This is a genomic window from Flavobacterium sediminilitoris, from assembly GCF_023008245.1.
In the GTDB taxonomy this organism is placed as follows: Bacteria; Bacteroidota; Bacteroidia; order Flavobacteriales; family Flavobacteriaceae; genus Flavobacterium; species Flavobacterium sediminilitoris.
Window position 1 is genome coordinate 105,708 of the sequence record NZ_CP090145.1, and the last position, 21,563, is coordinate 127,270.

Genomic DNA, 21,563 nt, shown 5'->3' on the forward strand with positions numbered 1-21,563 from the left:
TTACTATTATTTAATTTTCTAAATCGAGTGTTAAATTTTGTATTCCAGAATATAATGTAATACCATTATATTTTTTAGTTACTTGTTGAACTTTTTTCCCTAAGACAAATAATTTATTTGGTGTTCCTTTTAAAATTCTCTCACTAAATTTTTCTAGGTAGTTGTCTACTTCTTCGTTTTCTGGTTGTACTGTGAAATAAGAAACAAAACAGACTTCTTCAAAATAGGTTTCCATATCTTCTAAATCTTCCATTGGAACGCTTTCTCCTAAAAAAATGGTATTATACCCTCTATTGAGTAATATGTAATTTATGAAAAGTAATCCTAATTCATGTATTTCATTGAATGGTAAATAGAGAACAAAAACTTTTTTCTTATTATTCTTTTCTTTTTTACTTACTTGTTCAATTTCAGTATATAGTTTTTGTCTTATTAAAGAGCTTATAAAATGTTCATGAATGGGCTTTAAGGTAGATATTTGCCACAAAACACCTATTTCATCAAGAAGTGGTGCAAATACTTCATAAAAAATAGTTTCAAATGTTTTAGTTTTAGCTAGTTTCTCATAATTTTCATGAAATAATGTATCATTAAAATTAAACATTGCATATTTTAATGAGGTAATAGCTAAGGAGGCATTGTTTTTATCTGAATAGATTTGTTTTACTAAATCATTTATTTCTTCAATGGATAATGATGATATTTTAGATATTTTATATCCAAAACTATTTAAAAAAGAGATGTTAAGCAGTTTTAAGAGATCGTCTGAGTTGTAAGACCTTATGTTATTTTCATCTCTACTAGGAGAAAAAATAGCATATCTTTTTTCCCAAATTCTAATAGTATGTGCTTTTATTCCTGATAAATTTTCAAGATCTTTTACACTAAAAACAGCTTTTAAATTGTTCATCGTTTTTAAATAATCGTTAAACAAATATAAAGCTATTTTTTGATTTAATGATTTAATGCACTAATAAATGTAACAAAATCACCATTAAACACATTTAGATCTACAAGTCCGTTTATACCTGAAACCTTTCCTTTTTCAGTAAATTGCCATAGCAACCATTCTTTATCTAGTTCTTTTCTCCAAAGATTGTAATTAGCAATCCAAAAGGTATATTCTGAAAATTCGTCTTTTAAAAAATCATTATAATAGCTTTCACCTGAATATATTATAGGTTTCATTTTATAATGGTTTTCTACTTTGATTAACCATCTTTTTAAACCTACTTTTAAACTATCTATAGATTGTGTTTTAGGTAATTTTTCTATATCTAAAACGGGTGGAAAATCTCCTTTTTCTAACTTAACCGTGTTAATAAAGTTATTAGCTTGTTGTATGGAGTTTTCATTAGGTCGGTAATAGTGATAAGCACCTCTTATTATTTCATTTTTTTTAGATTCTTGCCAATTTTTTTTAAACTTAAAATCGACTTTATCTTTTCCTGCTGTAGCTCTAATAAAGGCAAAAGAAAGTTTAAATGTATCTTCTACTTTTCCTAATTTATCCCATTGGATATTTCCCTGATATTCAGAAACATCAAACCCGAAAATAAAATCATTGTGCGAACTTAATACTTCATAAATTCTTATATCGGCAATTTTACGATCTTCTTTTGAAAGTTCGCTTACATTTTTATTCGTTTTGAATCCTAGATAGTATAGAAATCCATCTCTAAAATGATAAGCTGTAACACTTAAAGAGGTAAAAACGGCTATAGAGAACAGAATTAGAAATAGTTTACCTATAGAAAATGCTTTTTTCTTTGGTTTTGATTTTTTCCTGTTAACAGGTTTTGATCCTTTTCTAATTGTCACAAATTTACTTTTTAGAAAGCTTATTTAAGAAAACTGAAACAATGATGTAGCTAAATATGATAATAGGAATAGCTACAAAGTTTAGTATTGATAATAATAGTATTGAATATAATAAGAATACGATTTGAAGTTTTGCGTTTTCCCAATTAAATTTTTTAAATTTTAAAGAGAAAAGTGGAATTTCGGCATTTAACAAATAAGTACTCACTATTGTAACTGCTAGAAGAATGTAAGGATTATCTAACATTCCTGTTAACCATGGATAAGCATCTACGTATTCTATCATAGGAATGCTCATAATCAACAAAGCATTAGCTGGTGTTGGCAATCCTATAAATGAATCTGTTTGTCTTGTGTCAATATTAAAATTAGCTAATCTATAGCATGATGCTAAGGTGATTAAGAATCCTAAATAGGGTACAAATCCCATATAAAAGGTTTCTTCTGTTAGCATAAAATTTGGATTATTTAATTGTATGTTTTCAAATAGTTTAAAAACCATTAAACCAGGTACAACACCGCTTGTTACCATATCTGCTAATGAATCTAATTGTAATCCTAGTTCACTTGGTACATTCAATTTTCTTGCTAAGAATCCATCCCAAAAATCAAAAAATATACCTAAACATACAAACAAAAATGCATGGTCATAAAAACCGTTAAAAACACTAATTAAGGCTAATAAGCCACTTAATAAATTCAACAATGTTAAAGCGTTAGGAATAAATCTTTTAATATTCATACAATATTTACTTTTAAAAAATGTTCTTTTTTATAATAGTTATATATGCAAAAGTACTTCAGAAATACAATTATTATAGGTAAAAAAGAACGATATATTAGGTTTTATCTAAATTAAGAACAAATGTAATACAATAAGTTAATACATTTAGAGTTTAGTAATTAAGAATTTTATTTCATCTTTGTAAAAATTTATATTAGATTTGAAAAAGTCCCTATTAATAATTTCATGCTTATTCACATTATTATCGAATAGTCAAACGATTAGAAAGTATTCTAATGAGTTTTTGAGTATTGGTGTTGATGCTGCTGCTCTTGGAATGAGTAATGCAGTAACAGCACAAACAAGTGATGTTAATTCTGGCTATTGGAATCCAGCTGGTTTATTAAAACTTGAAGACAAGCAATTTTCGTTAATGCATGCTAATTATTTTGCAAATATAGCGCAATATGATTATGCTGGTTTTGCAATGCCTATTGATGATAGAAGTGCTTTAGGCGTTTCATTAATCCGTTTTGGTGTAGATGACATTCTAAATACCACACAGCTTATTGATAATCAAGGAAATATTGACTACAATAGAATTTCACTTTTTTCAACAGCCGATTATGCTTTAACGGTTTCTTATGCTAGGAAACTTCCTTTGGATGGTATTAATTATGGTGTTAACGCTAAAGTAATTCATAGAATAATTGGAGATTTTGCAAGTTCATGGGGTTTTGGTTTTGATATTGGTATTCAATATGAAAGTGATAATGAGTGGCTTTTTGGTTTAATGCTTAGAGATATTACTACAACATATAATACTTGGATAATTAACGAGGAAGAATATCAAAAAATTAAAGATGCTGTTCCTGGTGAGAATCAAGAATTACCTGAGACTAGTGAAGTGACATTACCAAAAGCGCAATTAGGAATTGCTAAAAAATATATTTTTAGATATGACTATAGTTTAACGGCTGCTGCTAATTTAAATATGCAGTTTGCCAGAACAAATGATATTATTTCAAGTGATATTGTAAGTATTGATCCTGCATTAGGTTTTGAATTTGGTTATGTAGATTTAGTATTTCTTCGTGCTGGTGTTGGTAATTTTCAAAAAATCACACAAATTGACGATTCAAATAAATTGAGTTTTCAACCGAATATTGGTTTAGGTTTTAAATATAAAGGAATACAAGTAGATTATGCTTTAACAGATTTAGGCGATCAAAGTGCGGCTTTATATTCTAATATTTTCTCGTTGAAAGTAGATTTTGATGTTTTTAGATAGAAAACTATGATTAAAAAAATACACTTCTTTTGTTTATTATTTATTTCTACTATTAGCTTTTGTCAGACTATTCAATTGTCTAATGAAGCAAAAGTAAGTATTCTAACTTGCGGAACTGGAAATGAATCTTATTCTCTTTATGGTCATACTGGTATTAGGATTAAAGATGAAATAAATAATATTGATGTCGTTTATAATTATGGTACTTTCGATTTTAACACTCCCAATTTCATTTTAAAGTTTGTAAAAGGCGACTTACAATATTTTGTTTCTACAAGTTACTATCCTGATTTTGAATATTCATATAGATATGAAAATAGGTCTATTTATCAACAAACATTAAGTCTTTCTCAAGAGAAAAAACAGTTTCTATTTGACAATTTAAATAATTCATTAAAAAGTGAAGAACGATTCTATATGTATAAATTTATAGATAAGAATTGTACGAATATGGTAGTGGATAAAATTAATTATGTTTTAAAAGATTCTGTGATTACTACTAAAAAACCTGTAGAAATTAGTTATAGAGAAATATTATTTCCTTATTCAAAGGATCATTTTTTTGAACAATTAGGCATTAATATTATTTTTGGAGCTAAGGTAGATAAGAAAGCGGATCGATTATTTCTTCCTTTTGAATTATTGGAAGTACTAAAAGAAACAAAACACAACAATCAATTACTTATTACAAATACTGAAACACTTTTTGAAGCAAAACCGTCTTCTTTTACACCTTCAATTTTAAATAGTATATATACTGTAATTGTTGTTCTACTTCTTATTGTTTTAGTCAATAAAAAATCGTTGAATTTAATTTATTTTACGAGTATTGGTTTAATAGGTTTATTCCTTTGCTCGGTAGGATTTTATTCTTTTCATGAGGAAGTTACATGGAATTATAATGCGTTATTATTTAATCCTTTATATTTAATTTTAAGTTATTATTTATTCAAAGAGAATAAGGCGAAAATAATTCTAATAGGGAAAGTAATCTTTGGTTTACATATTATTTATGTTCTTTATATGCTTAACAAGGTTCACTTGTACTTACTTCTTCCTTTTATAATTAGTCATTTATATTTAGTAGGTAGACTTCTTTTATCGAATAAAAAAAGGTAACATATTATTGACCTCTTGCAAAAAGGACAGTACTTAATGTTTTTATTACAATATTAATATCTAAAAATAAACTTCTATGTTTTATATAATATAAATCATATCTAAGTTTCATTAAACTGTCTTCAAGGTTTTCACCATAAGGATAATTTACTTGTGCCCAACCTGTTAATCCTGGTTTTATAACGTGTCTTATTTGATACAACGGAATATTTGCTGCTATTTCATCAACAAAAACTGGTCGCTCTGGTCTAGGTCCTATAATTGCCATTTCTCCTTTTAATACGTTTATAAACTGTGGAACCTCATCAATACGTAATCTTCTTAAAAATTTTCCAAAAGGGGTAATTCTTACATCATTTGTTGTAGCAAAAACAGCTCCTTTGCTTTCTGCATTAACAATCATGGTTCTTAGTTTATATATTTTAAAAGGAATATTGTTTTTACCTACTCTTTCTTGTGTATAAAATAAAGGTCCTTTGTTCCAAATTAAATTTAAAAGAGATAAAAAAGGAATTAATAACACTAAACATAGTAACCCAATAAATGAAAATAAAATATCTAAAAACCGATTATAATATATATATAATGCGTTTTGATTATTTCTACTAAATGGGAAAAATTTATATAACTCTTTATTATCATCAAACTGTATAGGAAGTCGGTTTGTACTATATTCATATAGTTCTGAATATTCTCTTATTACTACTCCTTTTTCAAGTAATTGTAATAAATGAGTATATAACTCTGAATAAACTGATTTAGATAAATCACTAGTAACAATTATTTCAGAAACATGATTTTTTGAAACCTCATCTGCTAATGATTCAAGGTCAATTTGCTTTATATTTCCTTTAGTCTTTTTATCATCAATAGAGACATGACCTACTATTTTATAATGTGGATTTACTTTCGTTAGTTCCTCTATTAATTTTTCTATTTTTTTACTACTTCCTACAAAAATGACTCTTTTTATAAATCTATTAGTTGCTAAAAAAACAATATAAGCATTTCTCCAAATTAATAATGATACTAAAATAGCAAAGAAAAACAATAAAATTTGCAATCTATTTGAGGGTAATATAGGAGTATAAAAAGGTGTTAACAAATAGAGTAATGTAGTAACTGCTGTTGTTAGTATTATACTTTTTAAAATTTGAAATTTATTACTTGCAACTTGTAAATTATACATTTCAAATATTGTTCCTATTACATTAATATAACAAGCTAAGACAATTGTCCAGTAATAATTGCTTGAATTTATTTGAAAGTAATCAAAGTAAAAAAATTTGCCTATAAAGTAAAGTGTAAATAGTACAAAAAAGATATCAAAAACACGCAAAAGAATTTTCCTTTCTGATATCTCAAAATGCATCTTCTTTTTATTAGTCATAATTTGGGGAATTATTCTTGTGCAAATTAAGAAATAAAAATTCAGGAATTGAACAAAAAAAGGTATTTTCTATTCTAATAAAGATATCCAATAATTCTTTACTATTTCCCAATCTAAACTTTCAGCCAATTTTCTACCCTCTAAAGTTATTTCAATGGTTTTATTTGTATTCTTAATTACATTTTCAATCACATTTGTCATTTCATTCACATCATTATCGTTAACTAAAAAGGCATTTTTATTATCCGTTAATAAGTATGGAATTCCTCCTACATTTGTTGAAACGACAGGCAGTCCTAACGCCATGGCTTCTATTACACTAACAGGAGTATTATCAAAATGTGTTGTACTTATAAATATATCATGTTCTGCTGCTAACTGCCACCATGTTTCCTTATCTAGTTTTCCTGTAAAATTTACTATAATACCTAGCTCATTTGCTCTTGTTTTAGTTTCTAACAAACTTCCGTCTTTATCAGGTCCGACCATTGTTAAGGTTGCTTCAGGATATATTTTTTTAAGCTCATATAAAACTTCAACCGCCATTTTAGGATTATAAATAGATGCGAAAGCTCTAACCCATAACAAATTTGGTGTAAAAAACTCTCTTTTTTTAAATGTATAAGAATCTATATCAATTGTATTTGGAATATGTATAATATTATCGAATCCTGCTTTCTCAAATTCGTTTTTTAAATAATTAGATGGTGCAACATTCTTAAATGCATTCTTGAAAATTAACTTACATAAAACTGGGTTCTTCTTTAATCTTACTGGTAAATTACCACCGTGGAGAATAGGTATGTATTTAATTTTAAAAAATCTGGCTAGCTGACTCATTATTAAACAATACCAAAATGCTTTTGTGCTATAAGTATCTATTACAATATAATCTATTTTTCTATATACTTTAAAAAGTGTGAAGATCATATCTAGAATTCGCAAGAAAAAAATTTTCTTTTCTGATGCATAAAAGATGGAAAAACCTTCTTTTTCAAGAGATTTTCCTAATGTTTCGATAGTAGTTTTATTCAAACCATGTTTAGAAAGCTTATTCCCTATGTAGAGTAAGTTCTTCTTCATCCTTATTTATAATTTGGACTTTTAAAAGTGATAAAGCATATACAAAAGCAGGAGCTGCCAATCGCATAGCTGCGTGGTTTATTGTTAGTAGCCAAAAGAATAGAAAAGAAAAAAGAAAAATATTTTGTCTATTATTTAAATACAACACCACTGGTGTAATTAATAAGATAAGTAAAGCAAATAGTCCTAATGAGCCATGTTCTGCAAGCATTCTAGAAATTTCATTATGAGATGCAGCTTCTATTCCTGTAGTTTCTTCCCTATATTCTTTATTTTTACCAACACCTACACCAAAAATAGGATTATCTAAAAACATTGTAAACTCGGATTCAATTAATTTTTCTCTTCCTGTTAATTTACTTTCTTTAACTCTTCCTCTTGCATCTTGATTTGCATATCTTTTATCAATAAGTCCTCCTGTTTGAATTGAACTATAAAACCAAATGCCTATTAAGAAAAAAGAGGAAAGTAAAAATGATGTTAGTAATTTAAATTTCGCATTTGTTTTTAATGACATAAAAATTATCCCAAAAAATAAGATAACCATAATAAAACCAGTAATTATTCCTCCTCTTGAAAAGGTTACTATTCCTCTAAAGGTTATAGTAATTAACAAAATCATGTTTATTATAAAATCGGTTTTATTTTTTTTACTAAAAACGAGTTTAACAAAAAACAAGAAAATCCCTAATCCTAATATCGTTGAAACTTGATTTGGTCCAAAACCACCAGAGGTTTGAAAATTAGATTCAGTACTTGTAACCACATCTCTTATACTTGGTGTATAAAGAAACATATATGACAACATTGCTATTAATGGATAAGCCAATACATCTATAACTGTTTTAACCTGATTAAATGTAATTTTTCTCTGGTAACAATATATTGCTGAAACCATTAATGTGATAGGTCCAATAATATTAAATGTAATAGCTTTTCGAATATCAGTATCAAAATTTAGTGTAAAAAAAGAAATAAGAATTCCTGGTACTAATAATAACCCATACATCCAATAGATTAATCCACTTTTTGAAAAGCTTTTAAAATAAATCCCAATAAAAAGAACGCTAATGACTCCATATTTAGCATATTGTTCAAAAAAATTTCCATGAGTCATCCGTAAAAAAACTTCAGCGCCTACTATGTATGCTGCAACAAAAAGAGCTTCTTCATTTGCATTTTTTCTTAAAATAACATAGCGAAAACCAAAAAATATAATTGCTATTGCATAAATTTTAGATAAGAATGGCATTACATATACTAAGCCACCTAATACTAAGTGGAATAATACATATTTAAGATAAAGATTTGTTGATTTTTTTTCTAAAGCCATTTTTGGTAATAATTTAACAATTGCTCTACTACTTTGACTGCTGTATAATTTTGATGTACAAATGTATTCAAATTAGTAGCCATTTCTTTATTTTTAGACTCAGAATTTGGTAAAGCTTTAAAAAGACTCATTAAGGCATTATCTTCATTTGGATTAAATAAATAACCATTTACATTAGGTATAATAACTTTAGAACAGAATCCTACAGAGGTACTTAAAACAGTTAAATTTGCAAAACCATATTCTAATAATGTAACAGGAAACCCTTCATAGGTAGAAGCTAATACTCCGTATTTTGCTTGAGATAAAATGTGACCTACATCTAAACAACTTCCATATAAATAAACAGAATCTTCAATCTTATTATTTTCTATATAAAGTTTTAATATTTCTGAATATTCATCCCTAAAATCTTTTCCGATAAAATGTAAAGTCCATCCTTTATTAGATAAATCGCTAGCTAAAAAACTTTTCAATATGTATAAATGATTTTTAGGTGTTTTTAAATTAGCTAAGCAAACAATTCTCTTGTCTTTTTCACCTTCCAAAAAAGTTTGATTTACTTCATTTTGTTTTGTATTGTAAAAATTAGATAAAAAAGAAATATTTGAAGTTTTTAAATTTTGAATAGCCCATTTTTCAAGTTCTTCATTAACTACTAAGACACCACTAAAAAATAATGAAAAAAATCGAAGAAACCAATTTGATTCTTTTTGAGACACTCTATTTCCAAGATGATCATGCCAAATAATTTTAACACTTGGTAATATGAATTTAGTTAAAACTGCAAAAAAATAAGAACTTCCATGTGCATGAATGCAGTTTACATTATTGACAATAATATAATTTCTAAATTTAAAAAGTGCTTTTATATCAATACTCTTTCGTTTATTTAAAAAGGTATAATTAACGGATGAGTTTATAGTTCCTTTCAAATCTCCTTCTTTTCTTGTACACACTAATCCCGAAAAAGAAATTTTATCCGTTAACACATTAGCTATAGTAACAGCCATACGTTCAGCTCCTCCAATATCCAAACTATCGATTAATTGAACAACTCGTATATTTTCTTTATTCAGCAAGGAATTGAATTTATATTTTTTAACTCTAATTTGTAAAAATAGGTATTTTTTTATAGTAATTTTTTAATCTCAATCTCAAATTTATCCATTGTAAATTGACGTGACCATTGCATTCCATTTTTAGATATTTGAAAATATGATAAAGGATTTCCAATAAGATTCTTTATTTGATTGACATCGTTATCTAAATCTTGATTTAAAATAATACCTCTATTTCCTTTATCTAACATATAAGAAACGCAAGAAACAGGAGTTGAGATAGGTACACAACCCCAAAACATAGATTCTGCAACTACTTTTGGCCAACCTTCGCTTTTAGACGGTAAAACTAAAAAATGACTATTTTGATAAGCATCTAAAACGGTTTCTTTTGCTTGATTTCCTTTTAATATAATAATAGAATTTAATCCTTTTTTTAAAATATAAGTTTCAATCTCATTTCTTAATACACCTTCTCCGTATAAGTTTAATTTAACATTCTTGCCTAGATTACTTAGTTCTTCAACTATTTGGATTGCATACAAAGGTTGTTTCCCTTTAGATAAAGTACCTACATACAGAAACTGTATAACTTTATCTTCTAAGCTCCTTATTTCACATTTTTCATTTTGTACTTCTTCCTCACGATAAGTAGCTGTAAAGAAAGATTTGATGTTTTTTGTTTGATTTTCCCATTCTCCATACACTAATACTTGCATATTTCTTGTTAGGAAAGTATTACTTAGTATCCATTTCTGCAAACGATAACTCAAAGGTTGTTTACTCTTTGGATCCCAATTACCTGCATATTTTGCAGTTTTCTTTTTATTTGGAAAAAAAATCTGAACAATTGAACCTAATAAACCAATATTCCCTGGACAACGAAGATGAATATGATCTGCCATTTTCATACTCTTTATTAATTTCCAAATTATTATTGGTATTACAAAAAAAGATAACACTACCGATTTTAAATTTGTCAGATTAAAACTGGGAATTTTTATAAAAGTTATCTTTTTAGCAGCATACTTAGTATATATAGGGTTTAAATCTTCTTTAATTAAAGGAGCTACTAAAATAACTTCATCACAGTATTTATTCCAAATATTCATCTCATTTACATAAGGAGAATACCCAAAAAAATCATTGTCTTTTGAGATATGTTGAACGTGAGTAACAATTAAAAATTTGAATGCCAAAATTATCTTTATTAGTTTTTTAGTTTAGCCACCACATAAAGTGTAGGTCCATTATATTTGCCTAATAAAGATTTGAAAAACATTTTATAGAAATTTAAATCTTTATAGTTAAAATATGGCATTTTTTTCTCTCTTAAATTAACTATTTCAAAACCAAAATTATTCAATACATTTTTTACGGAATTCTTAGTAAAAAAATTCAAATGTATAGGAGGTCCACTTTGATGTATAGCATCTCCCGGATTTGAATAATTTTTTATTTTATCAAAATTAGGAACAGAAAAAACGAAAAGACCTTCTGGTTTTAGTCGTTCTTTAGTCAATTGAAAAAATAGGTTTAAATCTTGCAAATGTTCTAAAACTTCCCACATCATAATTACATCGAATTTTTGTTCAAGCGTTTTCATTTTTGAAAAATCTCCATTGACAGAATTTACTCCTAAAGACAAAGCTCGCTCATGTGTTTTTTTATCTAATTCTAAACCTGTATAAGTCACAGAACTAAATTTCTTTAAAAACATTCCTATTAAACCAATACCAGATCCTATTTCTAATATATTTTGAGGTGTATTAGAAATAATTCTATTGATAATCCTTTTTCGATTATAGCCTATCTCAATTAAATTATCTTTTAATTTATTATATTCTTCAATTGTATGTTTATTGTATTTTAAATCTTCTTTAGAATTATAAAGTCGGTCATACGTTGCAATAAACTCATCTTCCGTAAAAATTGTTTTAGAAAACACGAATTCGCAAGACCTACATTTTACAAGATCAAACTTTATATTTACAGCGTCTATTTTGCTATTGCACACTTTACAAGTTGTAAATTCATTTCCCATTTTCATAATTCATAAAATTTGAATAATTAATTATATTTATATCTGATTGATATGCTTTAAGTAAAAAATCTTTTACAATTATTTTATTATTTTCTCCTTTAATGCTCTTTCCTATATTTGCCTTTTTATTAAAATATACATCTCCACCTTCACCCATATCTAATCCAAAAACTTCAATAGGTATATTATTAAAATGACTTAAAACACATCCTATTAAAACGCAATTAAATCCTGAATTAATACTTTTATATTGGAAATCAAATTTAGATTTTAAATACGTTTTCAAAGACTTGTCCAAAGTTTTAGAGTTTTCATTGTACTCAAAATCAGTAATCAAGATTTCTTTTTTTATTCTGGATTTCTTTAATAAATACCTAAATACCTTTTGAAATGAAGTATTATTTATTTTAGAATTGTTATTAACTATCCAAAAAACAGTTCCTTTCCAAAATTGATATCCTGGAAATGACTTTAAATAAATTGTTAAATAATACGGATCGTGTATGATATATATAAAACTTTGTTTTTTAACTAATTGAAGCGAGCTATTTGTACATATATACAACGCATCATCTTCCAGCTTTATTTTATTTGATGATGGTCCACTAGCTACAACAACTATTTTTTTATAATGCGTAACATCAAAATAATCTGAAAGTTTATCAATATCATTAATTTCAGAAATATCTGTTGGTATATTTCTAACAGAATCATTGTAAGGTTTGATTAACTGAAAGAAATAGTTATAATTTCGTTTTTTAAATATTGATTTGAAATTCATTTATTGAGATAAAAGATTGAGGTAAAAATTAATATTTCTATTTGCAATATTATCTAAATTATAGTTCTTAGTTATTGTTTCTAGTGCTTTTTCTTCAATATTTTTTAAAGATTCTGGATTATCCAACATCCAAAGAACTTCATTTGCGATTGATTTGATATCATAAGGATCGCATAACAGTCCGTTAACATATTGATTTATAACTTCTACTCCTGGTCCATATTTAGAAAAAATAACTCCTTTTTTCATTGCCATTGCTTCAATAACAACAAGCCCCTGAGTTTCCATGTAAGAAGGGAAAACACAAATTTTTGAAGAAGCATATCTATTTACTAATTCTTCAATAGGTATTTCTCCTTTAAAAATTACATTTTTTTTTGCCAATCCAATCTGCGGTATAATTTCTTCTAGTAAAAATCTCATATAAGACCTACTTTCCTTGAAAGAATCTTTACCATAAATATGCAATTCCATACTAGGATATTTTTCTAGGATTAGAGGCATAGCAAGAATTAAATTTTTTATTCCTTTCTTTTCACAAAGTCGCCCTGCAAATAAAATGACATTTTCATTAATAACCACATCCCTTTTAGGCGTAAACAATTTAAAATTCACGGTTGAAGGTATAACTTCAATTGGTTTATTATGATAACTTAAAAAAAAATTCGTGTGTTTTTTTACATAATTTGAAACTGCTATAAACCCATTTGATTTTTTAAAGGATCTTTTTTCTTGAAATCCTTTCCAAATATTTATTTTCCTATTTTCTGATTCAGCAAAAAAATGATGTCCGCCATGAAGTCTAATTATATACTTTATATTGGTTCTTTTTTTAATAAAAGCTAGTCCTAATTCCGCAGATTCTACAATATCTATTGGATGTTCGTTGTGAATTTCTTTAAGTTTATTATTTATTTTTAGAGCATTGAGAAACCATGAAATCCCTCTTATTTTACTCCTTTTTAAATGAATAATGGTAATTCCTTCAATTATTTTAACTGATTCTTTTTTATTAAACTCGATCAAAGTTACTTTAAATCCTCTATTTACTAAGTCTGGCAAATAACTTTTGGTAAAGCTACCAATTCCTCCATGAGAAAATCCTTCTTTTGGATAAGCATAAGGTGGTATAAAGCAAATATGTTTTAACATTATTGTAAATTTAAGGTGCTTCTTATTTTTAATGAAACATTTTTATAATCTGACAGTATAGTTTCTTTCCAATCATTCATTGCCTTGTTATCAAATTCTTGATTTAATATATTTTTAAAATCTTTTTTCTCGTTCCACCAAAAAACAGCATTAGGATTTTGCATGCTTCTAAAATGTTGAAACTGATAAATTGTTTTAACAGACCAACTTTTATCTATTTTATTTATTTGATCATAATTAATAAAAACACAAGGTTTTTGAAACATTGCAAAATCAAAAGCCATTGTAGAACCAACGTTTACAACAATATCACAATAAAAAGCTGTTGAGACTAATAACTTCACATCTTCTTTTAGAGGATAAATAGTAGTCCAGCTTTTACTATTGTCAAAATTCCATTGAGGAGGAGCTTCTTTTATCAATTCAGGATATTTGTTTATAATTGATTCATATCGTCCTGTAACATCTACAGGACATCTTCTAAATAAGATTTGATACTCTTTATCTAAATCATTTTTAATTAATTCATCTGCTAAATCATCTAAATATTTTGGATCATCGGGAGACGTTTTTATATCATCTCCAGAAAAACAAATTATCTTTTTTAAAGGATTTAAATCATATTTTTTATAAAACGCTTCTTTAGGAATTATGTTGTCTTTATTTTGGTAGCATTCAAATTGTGGTGTTCCCGTTACAATTACACTTTTTTGATTAATTTCAGGATAATAGTTTTCTATTTCCTTCTTCATATAATTTGACCAAACTAAATACTTATCAGCTCTTAATGCCAAGCGAGCTTTTGGTAAATTATCCCAAGAATAAATCACGGTTTTGGTTTTAATATTTAAATCAGTCGCTGCTGCAAAAATAGTAGCACATTGAACACCTCTTTGATGTGAACAAAAGATTACATCGGGTTTTATCTTATTAAGAATTTGATTTATTTCTCGATAATATTGTGTCTTTCTAATCGTTTTCTGATATTTTTTTTCAAAAAAAAGAATTTGATTATAACTATTTATAAAAGTAGAAGAATACTCTATCATTTTATAAAAAACCTTGTTTTTTATAGTCTTATGATTTGTTTTCCAATTGGATAAAATAGAGCTATTTTGAGTTATTTTAGAATTATTTTTTAATCGCAACAAACAAATTAGCTCTCTAAGAAACTTCTCTTTAATAGTTTCTTTATAAACAGGAATTTTATAAACGGAATTTATATCTGTTATTGTAGAAATATTTTTAATAGTAACTTCATCAAAGTTATGAAATAAAACCAAATCGTCTTCCGAATTTCTAAACACATCTGAATATAGGTAATTACGTATCCCAACTCCATCTGGGAATAAGAGCAATATTTTATTTTTTTGCATTATATATCTCTAAACTGTTTTTGATGATTTAACATCCATATATTTTCTTTTATAAGTGACTTTAAAAATAGTTGAGCACTATTCCCTTTTCCAAAATCTCCTCTTGTTTTATTAACCGAATGAGTGTCTATTTTTTTTAAAGCATCTGAAATACTTTCTTTAGAATAATTTGTATGGATGATATCTGCGTGAATGGCTCTATTTTGTTGACGTGTTCCAATATTAATAATTGGTAAACCATAATATGGAGCTTCCCTTATTCCTGCACTACTATTTCCTATAATGAATTGTGCATTTTTTAATAATGTTAAAAAATACTCAAAACGTAAAGATGGAAAAATTCTAAACCTTGAATTTTCCTTTAATTTTTCATATGCCTTTAAAATAGCTTTACTTCCTAAATCATTATTAGGAAAAACAACGATATAGTTATGAATATCTTCTAATAAAGATTCTACAAAATTTGTAGCATATTCTTCCATTTGTTTTACTTCAGTTGTAACTGGATGAAACATTACTACTCCATATTCTTTATAAGGAATTTCATAATACTTTTTAACATCATTCAAGTTAGGCAAATTTGCTGAAAACATAATATCAACATCTGGAGATCCTATAACAAAAATAGAATCTTTTATTTCTCCCATTTGAATAAGTCGTTTTTTTGCTTGATTATTTGAAACAAAATGTACATGACTCATTTTACTTGTAGAATGTCGAATTAACTCATCAATTGTTCCTGAGACTTCACCTCCTTCGATATGTGCCACTAAAATATTATTTAAACTTCCTACAATTGCTCCTGCTAATGCTTCCACTCTGTCTCCATGAATAACAATCATATCTGGGTTACATTCCTTTACATAAGTAGATAAGCCTTCAATAGTTTTAGCTAATGTCAAATCCATTGTAGCTTCATGGGTATGATTTTCAAATGTGTATATATTTGTAAATCCACAACGTTCTACTTCTAAAAAAGTATAACCGTATTCTTTTTGCAAGTGCATTCCTGTAACAAAAACAAAAGGTTCAAAATTTGAATGTTCTTCCAAAATTTGAAGTAATGATTTTATTTTTCCAAAATCAGCTCGAGTTCCTGTAAGGAATAATATTTTTTTTATTATTGGCAAACCTTATTAAAAGTTAGTTAGAGAAATTAACATTTTTACATTGATGAGGTATATTTATACTTATTTGTTGAAATAATTGCAACGCTCTTTTTACCTTCATAGACAGATATGTGAACAGGAATCTTCTTCTCTTTAAATAATTCTAACAAATCAACCGTCGTTTCTTTTTCTCCCTTTCTATCATAATCATCCATTATGATAATAAATTCATCTCTAACATCAAAGTTTTTCACCATTTTCACTATATCGTATCTTGAATATTTAATACTTCCAAAAGGCCCGTCTACAATATATAAATCGAATTTCTGATTACAATATTTTTCAATATTTGAATAGGAATTTACATTAAATCCTTTTATATTATTTTGAGTAACTTCACAAATATCTACCTTTGAATTTTCTGACAGATTAAATCGTTCAAGAAATATTTTTTTCCATTCTAGACTTTGTTCAATTATGAGATGTTGTGTTTCTTTTAATTCATTCTCAATATATTTAGAAATAAACTTGCTCGATTCCCCCAAACCAAATTCAATTATACTATTTGGTTTATACTCTTTTAAAATTCTATTTAGCAGGTAAAAAAAAGTATAATTCCCAGCCCATCTCCCAACATTTAAATTTAATTTTTCAATAAAATCTATACCTCTAATACTGTCATGATAATAATGCGCCCATTCAATTTCTTTACTTATTAAAAGGGATTCATTATTCTTAACAAATAACTTTTTGATTTTTTTTATTAATTTCCTAATCATATAATTGAATTATATCTTCCCAATTTAATTGTTCATCATTTTCGATATCTCTAGTCGCCTTCTTCCCTAATAATGATTCAAAATGTTCGGCTAAGATTTTACCTGTTCCTGGTCTCTTTACCCAAATATTTTCTTTGGTGAAAATTTCATCTTTTTTAATTTTTTTTATAGAACAAACTGTTGCGAAAGCAAAATCGATAGTTACTTGTTCTTCTTTCGCAGGTTTTTTAGTTCCGCCTCGCATAAGTGCAATTTCAGCCGAACTAACAATCAATTCCTTACAAGCTTTCTCATCCATACTGCAAATAATATCTGGTCCTGTTCTTTGCATATGATCTGTAAAGTGACGTTCTAAAATAGAAGCTCCAAGAGCAACCGCACCTAAACAAGCATTATTATTTAAAGTATGATCGGATAAACCAAAAACTTTATCTGGAAAAGCATTATGCATCTCTACCATAGCACCAAAACGAACCAAATGAATAGGAGTTGGATATAAATTAGTTGTATGCAATAATACTACTGGAACTTTATGCTTATCAAAAATAGCAACTGCTTTTTGAATGCTTTCAATAGTATTCATTCCTGTACTTAAAATAACAGGTTTACCAAATGAAGCAATATGCTCTAATAAAGGATAATTGTTACATTCTCCCGAACCAATTTTATAAGCTGGAATATCAAATTTCTTCAATCTTTCAGCAGCAGCTCTTGAAAAAGGAGTAGAAATAAAAATCATGCCTTTACTTTCAACATAGTTTTTTAGTTCTAACTCTTCTTGTTCATTTAAAGCGCAACGCTCCATTATTTCATAGATAGAAACATCTGCATTTCCTGGAATTACTTTTTTTGCAGCACCGCTCATCTCGTCTTCAACAATATGCGTTTGATGTTTTACTACTTCAACTCCTGCTTTATATGCAGCATCAACCATTTGTTTCGCTACTTGTAAAGAGCCTTCATGATTTATACCAATTTCGGCAATAACTAAAGGTGGAAAATCTTGTCCAATTTTTCTTCCTGAAATTTCTATATAAGGGTTCATTCGCAATTACATTTTTATATACTTACTATACAGGTATTCTGCATATTCAAAGTCTTCTTTTGTATCAATATCTACAGTTGCAAAAATATGATTTATTTGAAAAGGGAAGGCATTTTTACTAATAATGATATCCTCAAGAATTAAATTAGCTTTGGTTATATACAATAGTCCATTTTCGTAAAACAGAGGGTCTAAATCTTGGCTTCTTTGACCGAATTTATAATTAAAAGGTTCAAATTTATTGTTTTTAATTTTACCTAATTTGTGATAATCTTGAGAAACGGTAAATAAACTTTCACAATTATTGTCTTTAAAAACCTGATAAGCATTTTGTAACAAATCAGCTTGTCTTAATGGATTTGTTACTTGTAGTAAAACAACATTTTCAATTTCTACACTTATAGTTTCCAAAACATGTTTTAATGCTGAAACAGTTGGTTCATTATCTCCCGAAATTTCCTTTGGCCTATCTATAACTTTTGCACCATATTCTAAAGCTATTTTTTTTATTTCATCATCATCTGTAGAAACATAAACATCTTTTATAAAGGAATGTTTTTTTGCATATAAAATACTATGAGCAACAAGAGGAATATCTCCTAGCAATTTAATATTTTTCTTTGGTAATCTCTTAGATCCTCCTCTAGCAGGTAATATTGCAATTGTTTTATTCATAGATGCTAGTTTTATTTGTAAAATCTTTTAAAAATAAAGGTTTTAATCTTTCTAGTTCCTCATTTGATTGATCCCACCATTTTAACTCTTCAATTTCAGTAATAATAGTATTAGAGAATCGCTTTTTAATTTCTTTTGCAGGTATACCTCCAACAATTGTATACGGAGGAACGTCATTACTGATAACACTACCAGCTGCAAGAATAGCACCATTACCTATTTTCACATTTCCAACTACAATAACACCATGACCTATCCAAACATCATTTCCAATTTCAATTTTATGCTCCGATTTTAATTTCTTTAACTCACCTTTAAACAAATTTTGATTAATATAAGTTGCCATATATGTAGTTGGATGATTAGTGGCATGTAAAGCAACATCAACTCCTAATTGACAATATTTTCCAATGGTAATTTTTCCATTTAATAAATTATTATATCCTAATGTTGTAGCATAACCAATTTTGATATTTCCAGAAAAGTTACAACCATCAGGAACTGCGTTTTTACCTTCAAAGGTTACATTTTGCAAACCTCTTGAAAAACCAGAAAGCTTAACTTTTTCTTGTTTATCTACGACATTTAAAAAATAATATAATATTTTTTTTATTAATTTTCTCATTCAACAATTTACATGTTATTTTTTATTGATCTAGTATAAATTAAATCAAATAGTTTTACCACTAATTTCTCTTTATATTTAAATACAAAAGAATTATTTCTTTTTGGCTTAAAATTTAAACTTAAATTAACAATTGACTTTTCTAAATTTTTACTCTTTAAAACATTGCTTTTTTGAACATTAGTCATCCATTCTTCTACATTGTTTCCCATATGATATGCATAATTATTAAAAGTAGATAATCTCAATCCTCCTGAAAAATCAATAGGTCCATCACAATAATTATACACCGAATTTTGCCCAATCAAAGTAAGAGATGGCTTTTTGGGCACATTTTCAAAAAATATTTCTCTGTTAATTGTTAATATTTGATGTGCACTACCTAAAATAGCTTTGTGATTCTTACTTTCTACTATAGGCCATAATTCTTCTTTTTTACACTCTTTATCCCAATTCAAACTTTTTAAATATAAATTATAATCTTCAACATTTTCAGGAATAGCTTCTAAAACAAACTTAAGTTTTTTAGTAATTATTTTTGCCAGAGTTGAACTATTAGCATATCTATAGGTACTTTTAACTGCAATTGGTGAAACAGAACCAACATTTTTAAAAAAATTAAAATTTTTCTCAACCTCTTGTTGCCAACCAAATTTAAAAAGTATATCTACATCTGAAATGGTTATTAATGGTTCTCTAGAAGCTCTTGCTGCACCAACGATTGCATCCATTTTACCAATATTTTCATTATGATGTATTACTGCATTAATTTCATTATTCTGATATTTATCATTTATAAAATCGACTACTTCTTTACAAGAAGCATTATTAACAACAGTAATAGCGCATGAACTATTTATTGTTGTTATCGCTGATTCTAAACACAATTTAAAAACATCAAAAATATTTTTATAATATCCTTCTTTTTGCGGTAAATAAACTAATATTATTAATCGATGTTGAAATTGTAATTCAATTTTTTTTTCTTTCTTTTGAGGATTCATCCCTACTCTCATAATTCCGATTCAATTTTATTGTATAAAGCTACTATTTTTTGTTGAATATGTTTATATTCTAATTTAGCTTTTAAATTATGTTGGTTATATTGAAAAGCATGTGCTAACAAATTTGGATTATTAACTGAAGCTTCTATTAATTCTTTTATTTCTGAAATAGAGTCAGGATTATTTATCAACAATCCATTCGTGCCATTTAAAATGATTTCAGCGGTTACATTTCCTGGGTTAGATTGTATTGGAAAAGCTCCCATTACAATTGCTTCCAATAATGTATTAGGCATTCCATCTGATATACTATTCCCTATATACATAATAGAATTTCCCATCAAATTTAAAATTTCTTTATGTGTTAAACTATGCCTTCCAAAAACCTTAAAAGGTAATTTTTGGTCTTCTATATAGTTTTGAACTTCAGTATGTGCTCCAAAAACAACAACTTGATATTTAATAGATGAAATAGGTAATTGTTCTAGCGCTTTTACAATTTGTAACCCTCTCCCTACATGATGTTGATATCCTTTTACTAAGATTATTTTTCGTTCTTCAAGAGATTTAAAATAATCTTGAAATAATTCTAATTTAAAACCTCCTCCTCCAGGAATTATTTCCATATGAACACCTTTAAATCCTAATTTTTGCGCCAATTTGTAGTCTCTTAAGCAGTCTGTGTGTAAATAATTTATTCTTGCTAAATTTTTTTTGATTTTTGGTAAATAAAAAGGAATTTCTTGGTACTTATAGATATCACTTCCCCAGCAAGAATAGAGCCATTTTATTTTAGGATTTTCTTGCATAGTCCTCAATATAGGAGAACTACAACTATGCATTTCAAAACTATGAACCAAATCTGGTTTTATCTCTTCTAATAATTGTACTAATTTTTCATTTGCAGTAATTTTCAAAAAAGATTCTATTTTTTCATATAATCTTGGCGTTTTTTTTCTTAAAAAATGTTCTCCTTTGAAATAAGGTAATTTTCTCTTATTCCAATTAATAATTTGAGTCATTTTAACATCTGTATCTAATTTTCCTTTTCCCAAGATATCAAACCAATATAATTCATGATTACTATTTGCTAGATTTTCAATCCAACGAATAGTATGTATAGATGGCATGGAAATAAGAAGAATTTTCAC

The 21,563-nt window shown here is 27.0% G+C and carries 21 protein-coding genes; 2 read left to right on the forward strand and 19 right to left on the reverse strand.

Annotation, left to right across the window (positions count from 1 at the left end):
- Window positions 1-10 precede the first annotated feature (10 nt).
- The 3 genes from LXD69_RS00490 to LXD69_RS00500 are packed head-to-tail and all read right to left on the reverse strand — an operon-like array spanning window position 11 to window position 2,563.
- Entirely contained in the window at window positions 11-910 is a 900-nt protein-coding gene (locus LXD69_RS00490; RefSeq protein WP_246916602.1) for a MerR family transcriptional regulator, read from the reverse strand.
- A gap of 44 nt (window positions 911-954) precedes the next feature.
- Window positions 955-1,821: a glycoside hydrolase family 25 protein gene (locus LXD69_RS00495; RefSeq protein WP_317236305.1), complete on the reverse strand. Its 867-nt coding sequence runs from the start codon at window positions 1,819-1,821 to the stop codon at window positions 955-957.
- A gap of 4 nt (window positions 1,822-1,825) precedes the next feature.
- Entirely contained in the window at window positions 1,826-2,563 is a 738-nt protein-coding gene (locus LXD69_RS00500) for a CDP-alcohol phosphatidyltransferase family protein (RefSeq protein ID WP_246916604.1), read from the reverse strand.
- Between the two features lie 202 nt (window positions 2,564-2,765).
- Between LXD69_RS00500 and LXD69_RS00505 the strand changes: the two genes are divergently transcribed.
- Together LXD69_RS00505 and LXD69_RS00510 are read left to right on the forward strand one after the other, a co-directional pair.
- Entirely contained in the window at window positions 2,766-3,836 is a 1,071-nt protein-coding gene (locus LXD69_RS00505) for a putative type IX sorting system protein PorV2 (RefSeq protein WP_246916605.1), read from the forward strand.
- A gap of 6 nt (window positions 3,837-3,842) precedes the next feature.
- Window positions 3,843-4,955, forward strand: a complete 1,113-nt coding sequence (locus LXD69_RS00510) for a lipoprotein N-acyltransferase Lnb domain-containing protein (RefSeq protein WP_246916607.1) — start codon at window positions 3,843-3,845, stop codon at window positions 4,953-4,955.
- A gap of 4 nt (window positions 4,956-4,959) precedes the next feature.
- Here the strand turns inward: LXD69_RS00510 and LXD69_RS00515 are convergent, their stop codons facing one another.
- The 16 genes from LXD69_RS00515 to LXD69_RS00590 form a co-directional block, all read right to left on the reverse strand.
- Window positions 4,960-6,345 (reverse strand): sugar transferase, encoded by a 1,386-nt coding sequence (locus LXD69_RS00515; RefSeq protein ID WP_045972664.1) that lies wholly within the window; start codon window positions 6,343-6,345, stop codon window positions 4,960-4,962.
- Window positions 6,346-6,414: 69 nt separating this feature from the next.
- Window positions 6,415-7,428, reverse strand: coding sequence for a glycosyltransferase family 4 protein (locus LXD69_RS00520; protein ID WP_246916609.1), 1,014 nt, complete (start codon window positions 7,426-7,428; stop codon window positions 6,415-6,417).
- Window positions 7,397-8,761 carry an O-antigen ligase family protein gene (locus LXD69_RS00525; RefSeq protein ID WP_246916611.1) on the reverse strand — a complete coding sequence of 455 codons (1,365 nt, stop codon included), beginning with the start codon at window positions 8,759-8,761 and terminating at the stop codon, window positions 7,397-7,399. The genes LXD69_RS00520 and LXD69_RS00525 overlap by 32 nt, the downstream gene beginning before the upstream one ends.
- Window positions 8,752-9,843 (reverse strand): glycosyltransferase, encoded by a 1,092-nt coding sequence (locus tag LXD69_RS00530; RefSeq protein WP_246916613.1) that lies wholly within the window; start codon window positions 9,841-9,843, stop codon window positions 8,752-8,754. Before LXD69_RS00530 ends, LXD69_RS00525 begins: the two co-directional genes overlap by 10 nt.
- 50 nt (window positions 9,844-9,893) lie before the next feature.
- Window positions 9,894-11,021: a glycosyltransferase family 4 protein gene (locus LXD69_RS00535; RefSeq protein ID WP_246916615.1), complete on the reverse strand. Its 1,128-nt coding sequence runs from the start codon at window positions 11,019-11,021 to the stop codon at window positions 9,894-9,896.
- Between the two features lie 11 nt (window positions 11,022-11,032).
- On the reverse strand, window positions 11,033-11,866 hold the full coding sequence (locus tag LXD69_RS00540; RefSeq protein WP_246916617.1) for a class I SAM-dependent methyltransferase: 834 nt from the start codon (window positions 11,864-11,866) through the stop codon (window positions 11,033-11,035).
- On the reverse strand, window positions 11,856-12,647 hold the full coding sequence (locus LXD69_RS00545) for a hypothetical protein (protein WP_246916619.1): 792 nt from the start codon (window positions 12,645-12,647) through the stop codon (window positions 11,856-11,858). Before LXD69_RS00545 ends, LXD69_RS00540 begins: the two co-directional genes overlap by 11 nt.
- Window positions 12,648-13,799 (reverse strand): glycosyltransferase family 4 protein, encoded by a 1,152-nt coding sequence (locus tag LXD69_RS00550; protein WP_246916621.1) that lies wholly within the window; start codon window positions 13,797-13,799, stop codon window positions 12,648-12,650. It abuts the gene before it with no gap.
- The gene (locus tag LXD69_RS00555) at window positions 13,799-15,175 is read right to left on the reverse strand and encodes a glycosyltransferase family protein (RefSeq protein WP_246916622.1); all 1,377 of its coding nucleotides are present in this window, start codon (window positions 15,173-15,175) and stop codon (window positions 13,799-13,801) included. Before LXD69_RS00555 ends, LXD69_RS00550 begins: the two co-directional genes overlap by 1 nt.
- Window positions 15,175-16,296 carry a UDP-N-acetylglucosamine 2-epimerase gene (gene neuC, locus LXD69_RS00560; RefSeq protein WP_246918907.1) on the reverse strand — a complete coding sequence of 374 codons (1,122 nt, stop codon included), beginning with the start codon at window positions 16,294-16,296 and terminating at the stop codon, window positions 15,175-15,177. The genes LXD69_RS00555 and neuC overlap by 1 nt, the downstream gene beginning before the upstream one ends.
- Before the next feature lie 44 nt (window positions 16,297-16,340).
- On the reverse strand, window positions 16,341-17,063 hold the full coding sequence (locus LXD69_RS00565) for a hypothetical protein (protein ID WP_246916624.1): 723 nt from the start codon (window positions 17,061-17,063) through the stop codon (window positions 16,341-16,343).
- Complete coding sequence (gene neuB, locus LXD69_RS00570) at window positions 17,056-18,108, reverse strand: N-acetylneuraminate synthase (protein ID WP_246916626.1); 1,053 nt, start codon at window positions 18,106-18,108, stop codon at window positions 17,056-17,058. Before neuB ends, LXD69_RS00565 begins: the two co-directional genes overlap by 8 nt.
- A 6-nt stretch (window positions 18,109-18,114) precedes the next feature.
- Window positions 18,115-18,783, reverse strand: a complete 669-nt coding sequence (locus tag LXD69_RS00575; protein ID WP_246916628.1) for an acylneuraminate cytidylyltransferase family protein — start codon at window positions 18,781-18,783, stop codon at window positions 18,115-18,117.
- Window positions 18,776-19,408: a CatB-related O-acetyltransferase gene (locus LXD69_RS00580; RefSeq protein ID WP_246916630.1), complete on the reverse strand. Its 633-nt coding sequence runs from the start codon at window positions 19,406-19,408 to the stop codon at window positions 18,776-18,778. The genes LXD69_RS00575 and LXD69_RS00580 overlap by 8 nt, the downstream gene beginning before the upstream one ends.
- A gap of 8 nt (window positions 19,409-19,416) precedes the next feature.
- Window positions 19,417-20,424, reverse strand: coding sequence for a glycosyltransferase (locus LXD69_RS00585; protein WP_246916632.1), 1,008 nt, complete (start codon window positions 20,422-20,424; stop codon window positions 19,417-19,419).
- Window positions 20,421-21,563, reverse strand: coding sequence for a glycosyltransferase (locus LXD69_RS00590; RefSeq protein ID WP_262916262.1), 1,143 nt, complete (start codon window positions 21,561-21,563; stop codon window positions 20,421-20,423). Before LXD69_RS00590 ends, LXD69_RS00585 begins: the two co-directional genes overlap by 4 nt.

Coding starts and splice junctions, on each gene's coding strand:
- LXD69_RS00490 (WP_246916602.1), bottom strand. CDS start 910: ATGAACAATTTAAAAGCTGTTTTTAGTGTAAAAGATCTTGAAAATTTA.
- LXD69_RS00500 (WP_246916604.1), bottom strand. CDS start 2,563: ATGAATATTAAAAGATTTATTCCTAACGCTTTAACATTGTTGAATTTA.
- LXD69_RS00510 (WP_246916607.1), top strand. CDS start 3,843: ATGATTAAAAAAATACACTTCTTTTGTTTATTATTTATTTCTACTATT.
- LXD69_RS00515 (WP_045972664.1), bottom strand. CDS start 6,345: ATGACTAATAAAAAGAAGATGCATTTTGAGATATCAGAAAGGAAAATT.
- LXD69_RS00520 (WP_246916609.1), bottom strand. CDS start 7,428: ATGAAGAAGAACTTACTCTACATAGGGAATAAGCTTTCTAAACATGGT.
- LXD69_RS00525 (WP_246916611.1), bottom strand. CDS start 8,761: ATGGCTTTAGAAAAAAAATCAACAAATCTTTATCTTAAATATGTATTA.
- LXD69_RS00540 (WP_246916617.1), bottom strand. CDS start 11,866: ATGGGAAATGAATTTACAACTTGTAAAGTGTGCAATAGCAAAATAGAC.
- LXD69_RS00545 (WP_246916619.1), bottom strand. CDS start 12,647: ATGAATTTCAAATCAATATTTAAAAAACGAAATTATAACTATTTCTTT.
- LXD69_RS00550 (WP_246916621.1), bottom strand. CDS start 13,799: ATGTTAAAACATATTTGCTTTATACCACCTTATGCTTATCCAAAAGAA.
- LXD69_RS00555 (WP_246916622.1), bottom strand. CDS start 15,175: ATGCAAAAAAATAAAATATTGCTCTTATTCCCAGATGGAGTTGGGATA.
- LXD69_RS00565 (WP_246916624.1), bottom strand. CDS start 17,063: ATGATTAGGAAATTAATAAAAAAAATCAAAAAGTTATTTGTTAAGAAT.
- neuB (WP_246916626.1), bottom strand. CDS start 18,108: ATGAACCCTTATATAGAAATTTCAGGAAGAAAAATTGGACAAGATTTT.
- LXD69_RS00575 (WP_246916628.1), bottom strand. CDS start 18,783: ATGAATAAAACAATTGCAATATTACCTGCTAGAGGAGGATCTAAGAGA.
- LXD69_RS00580 (WP_246916630.1), bottom strand. CDS start 19,408: ATGAGAAAATTAATAAAAAAAATATTATATTATTTTTTAAATGTCGTA.
- LXD69_RS00585 (WP_246916632.1), bottom strand. CDS start 20,424: ATGAGAGTAGGGATGAATCCTCAAAAGAAAGAAAAAAAAATTGAATTA.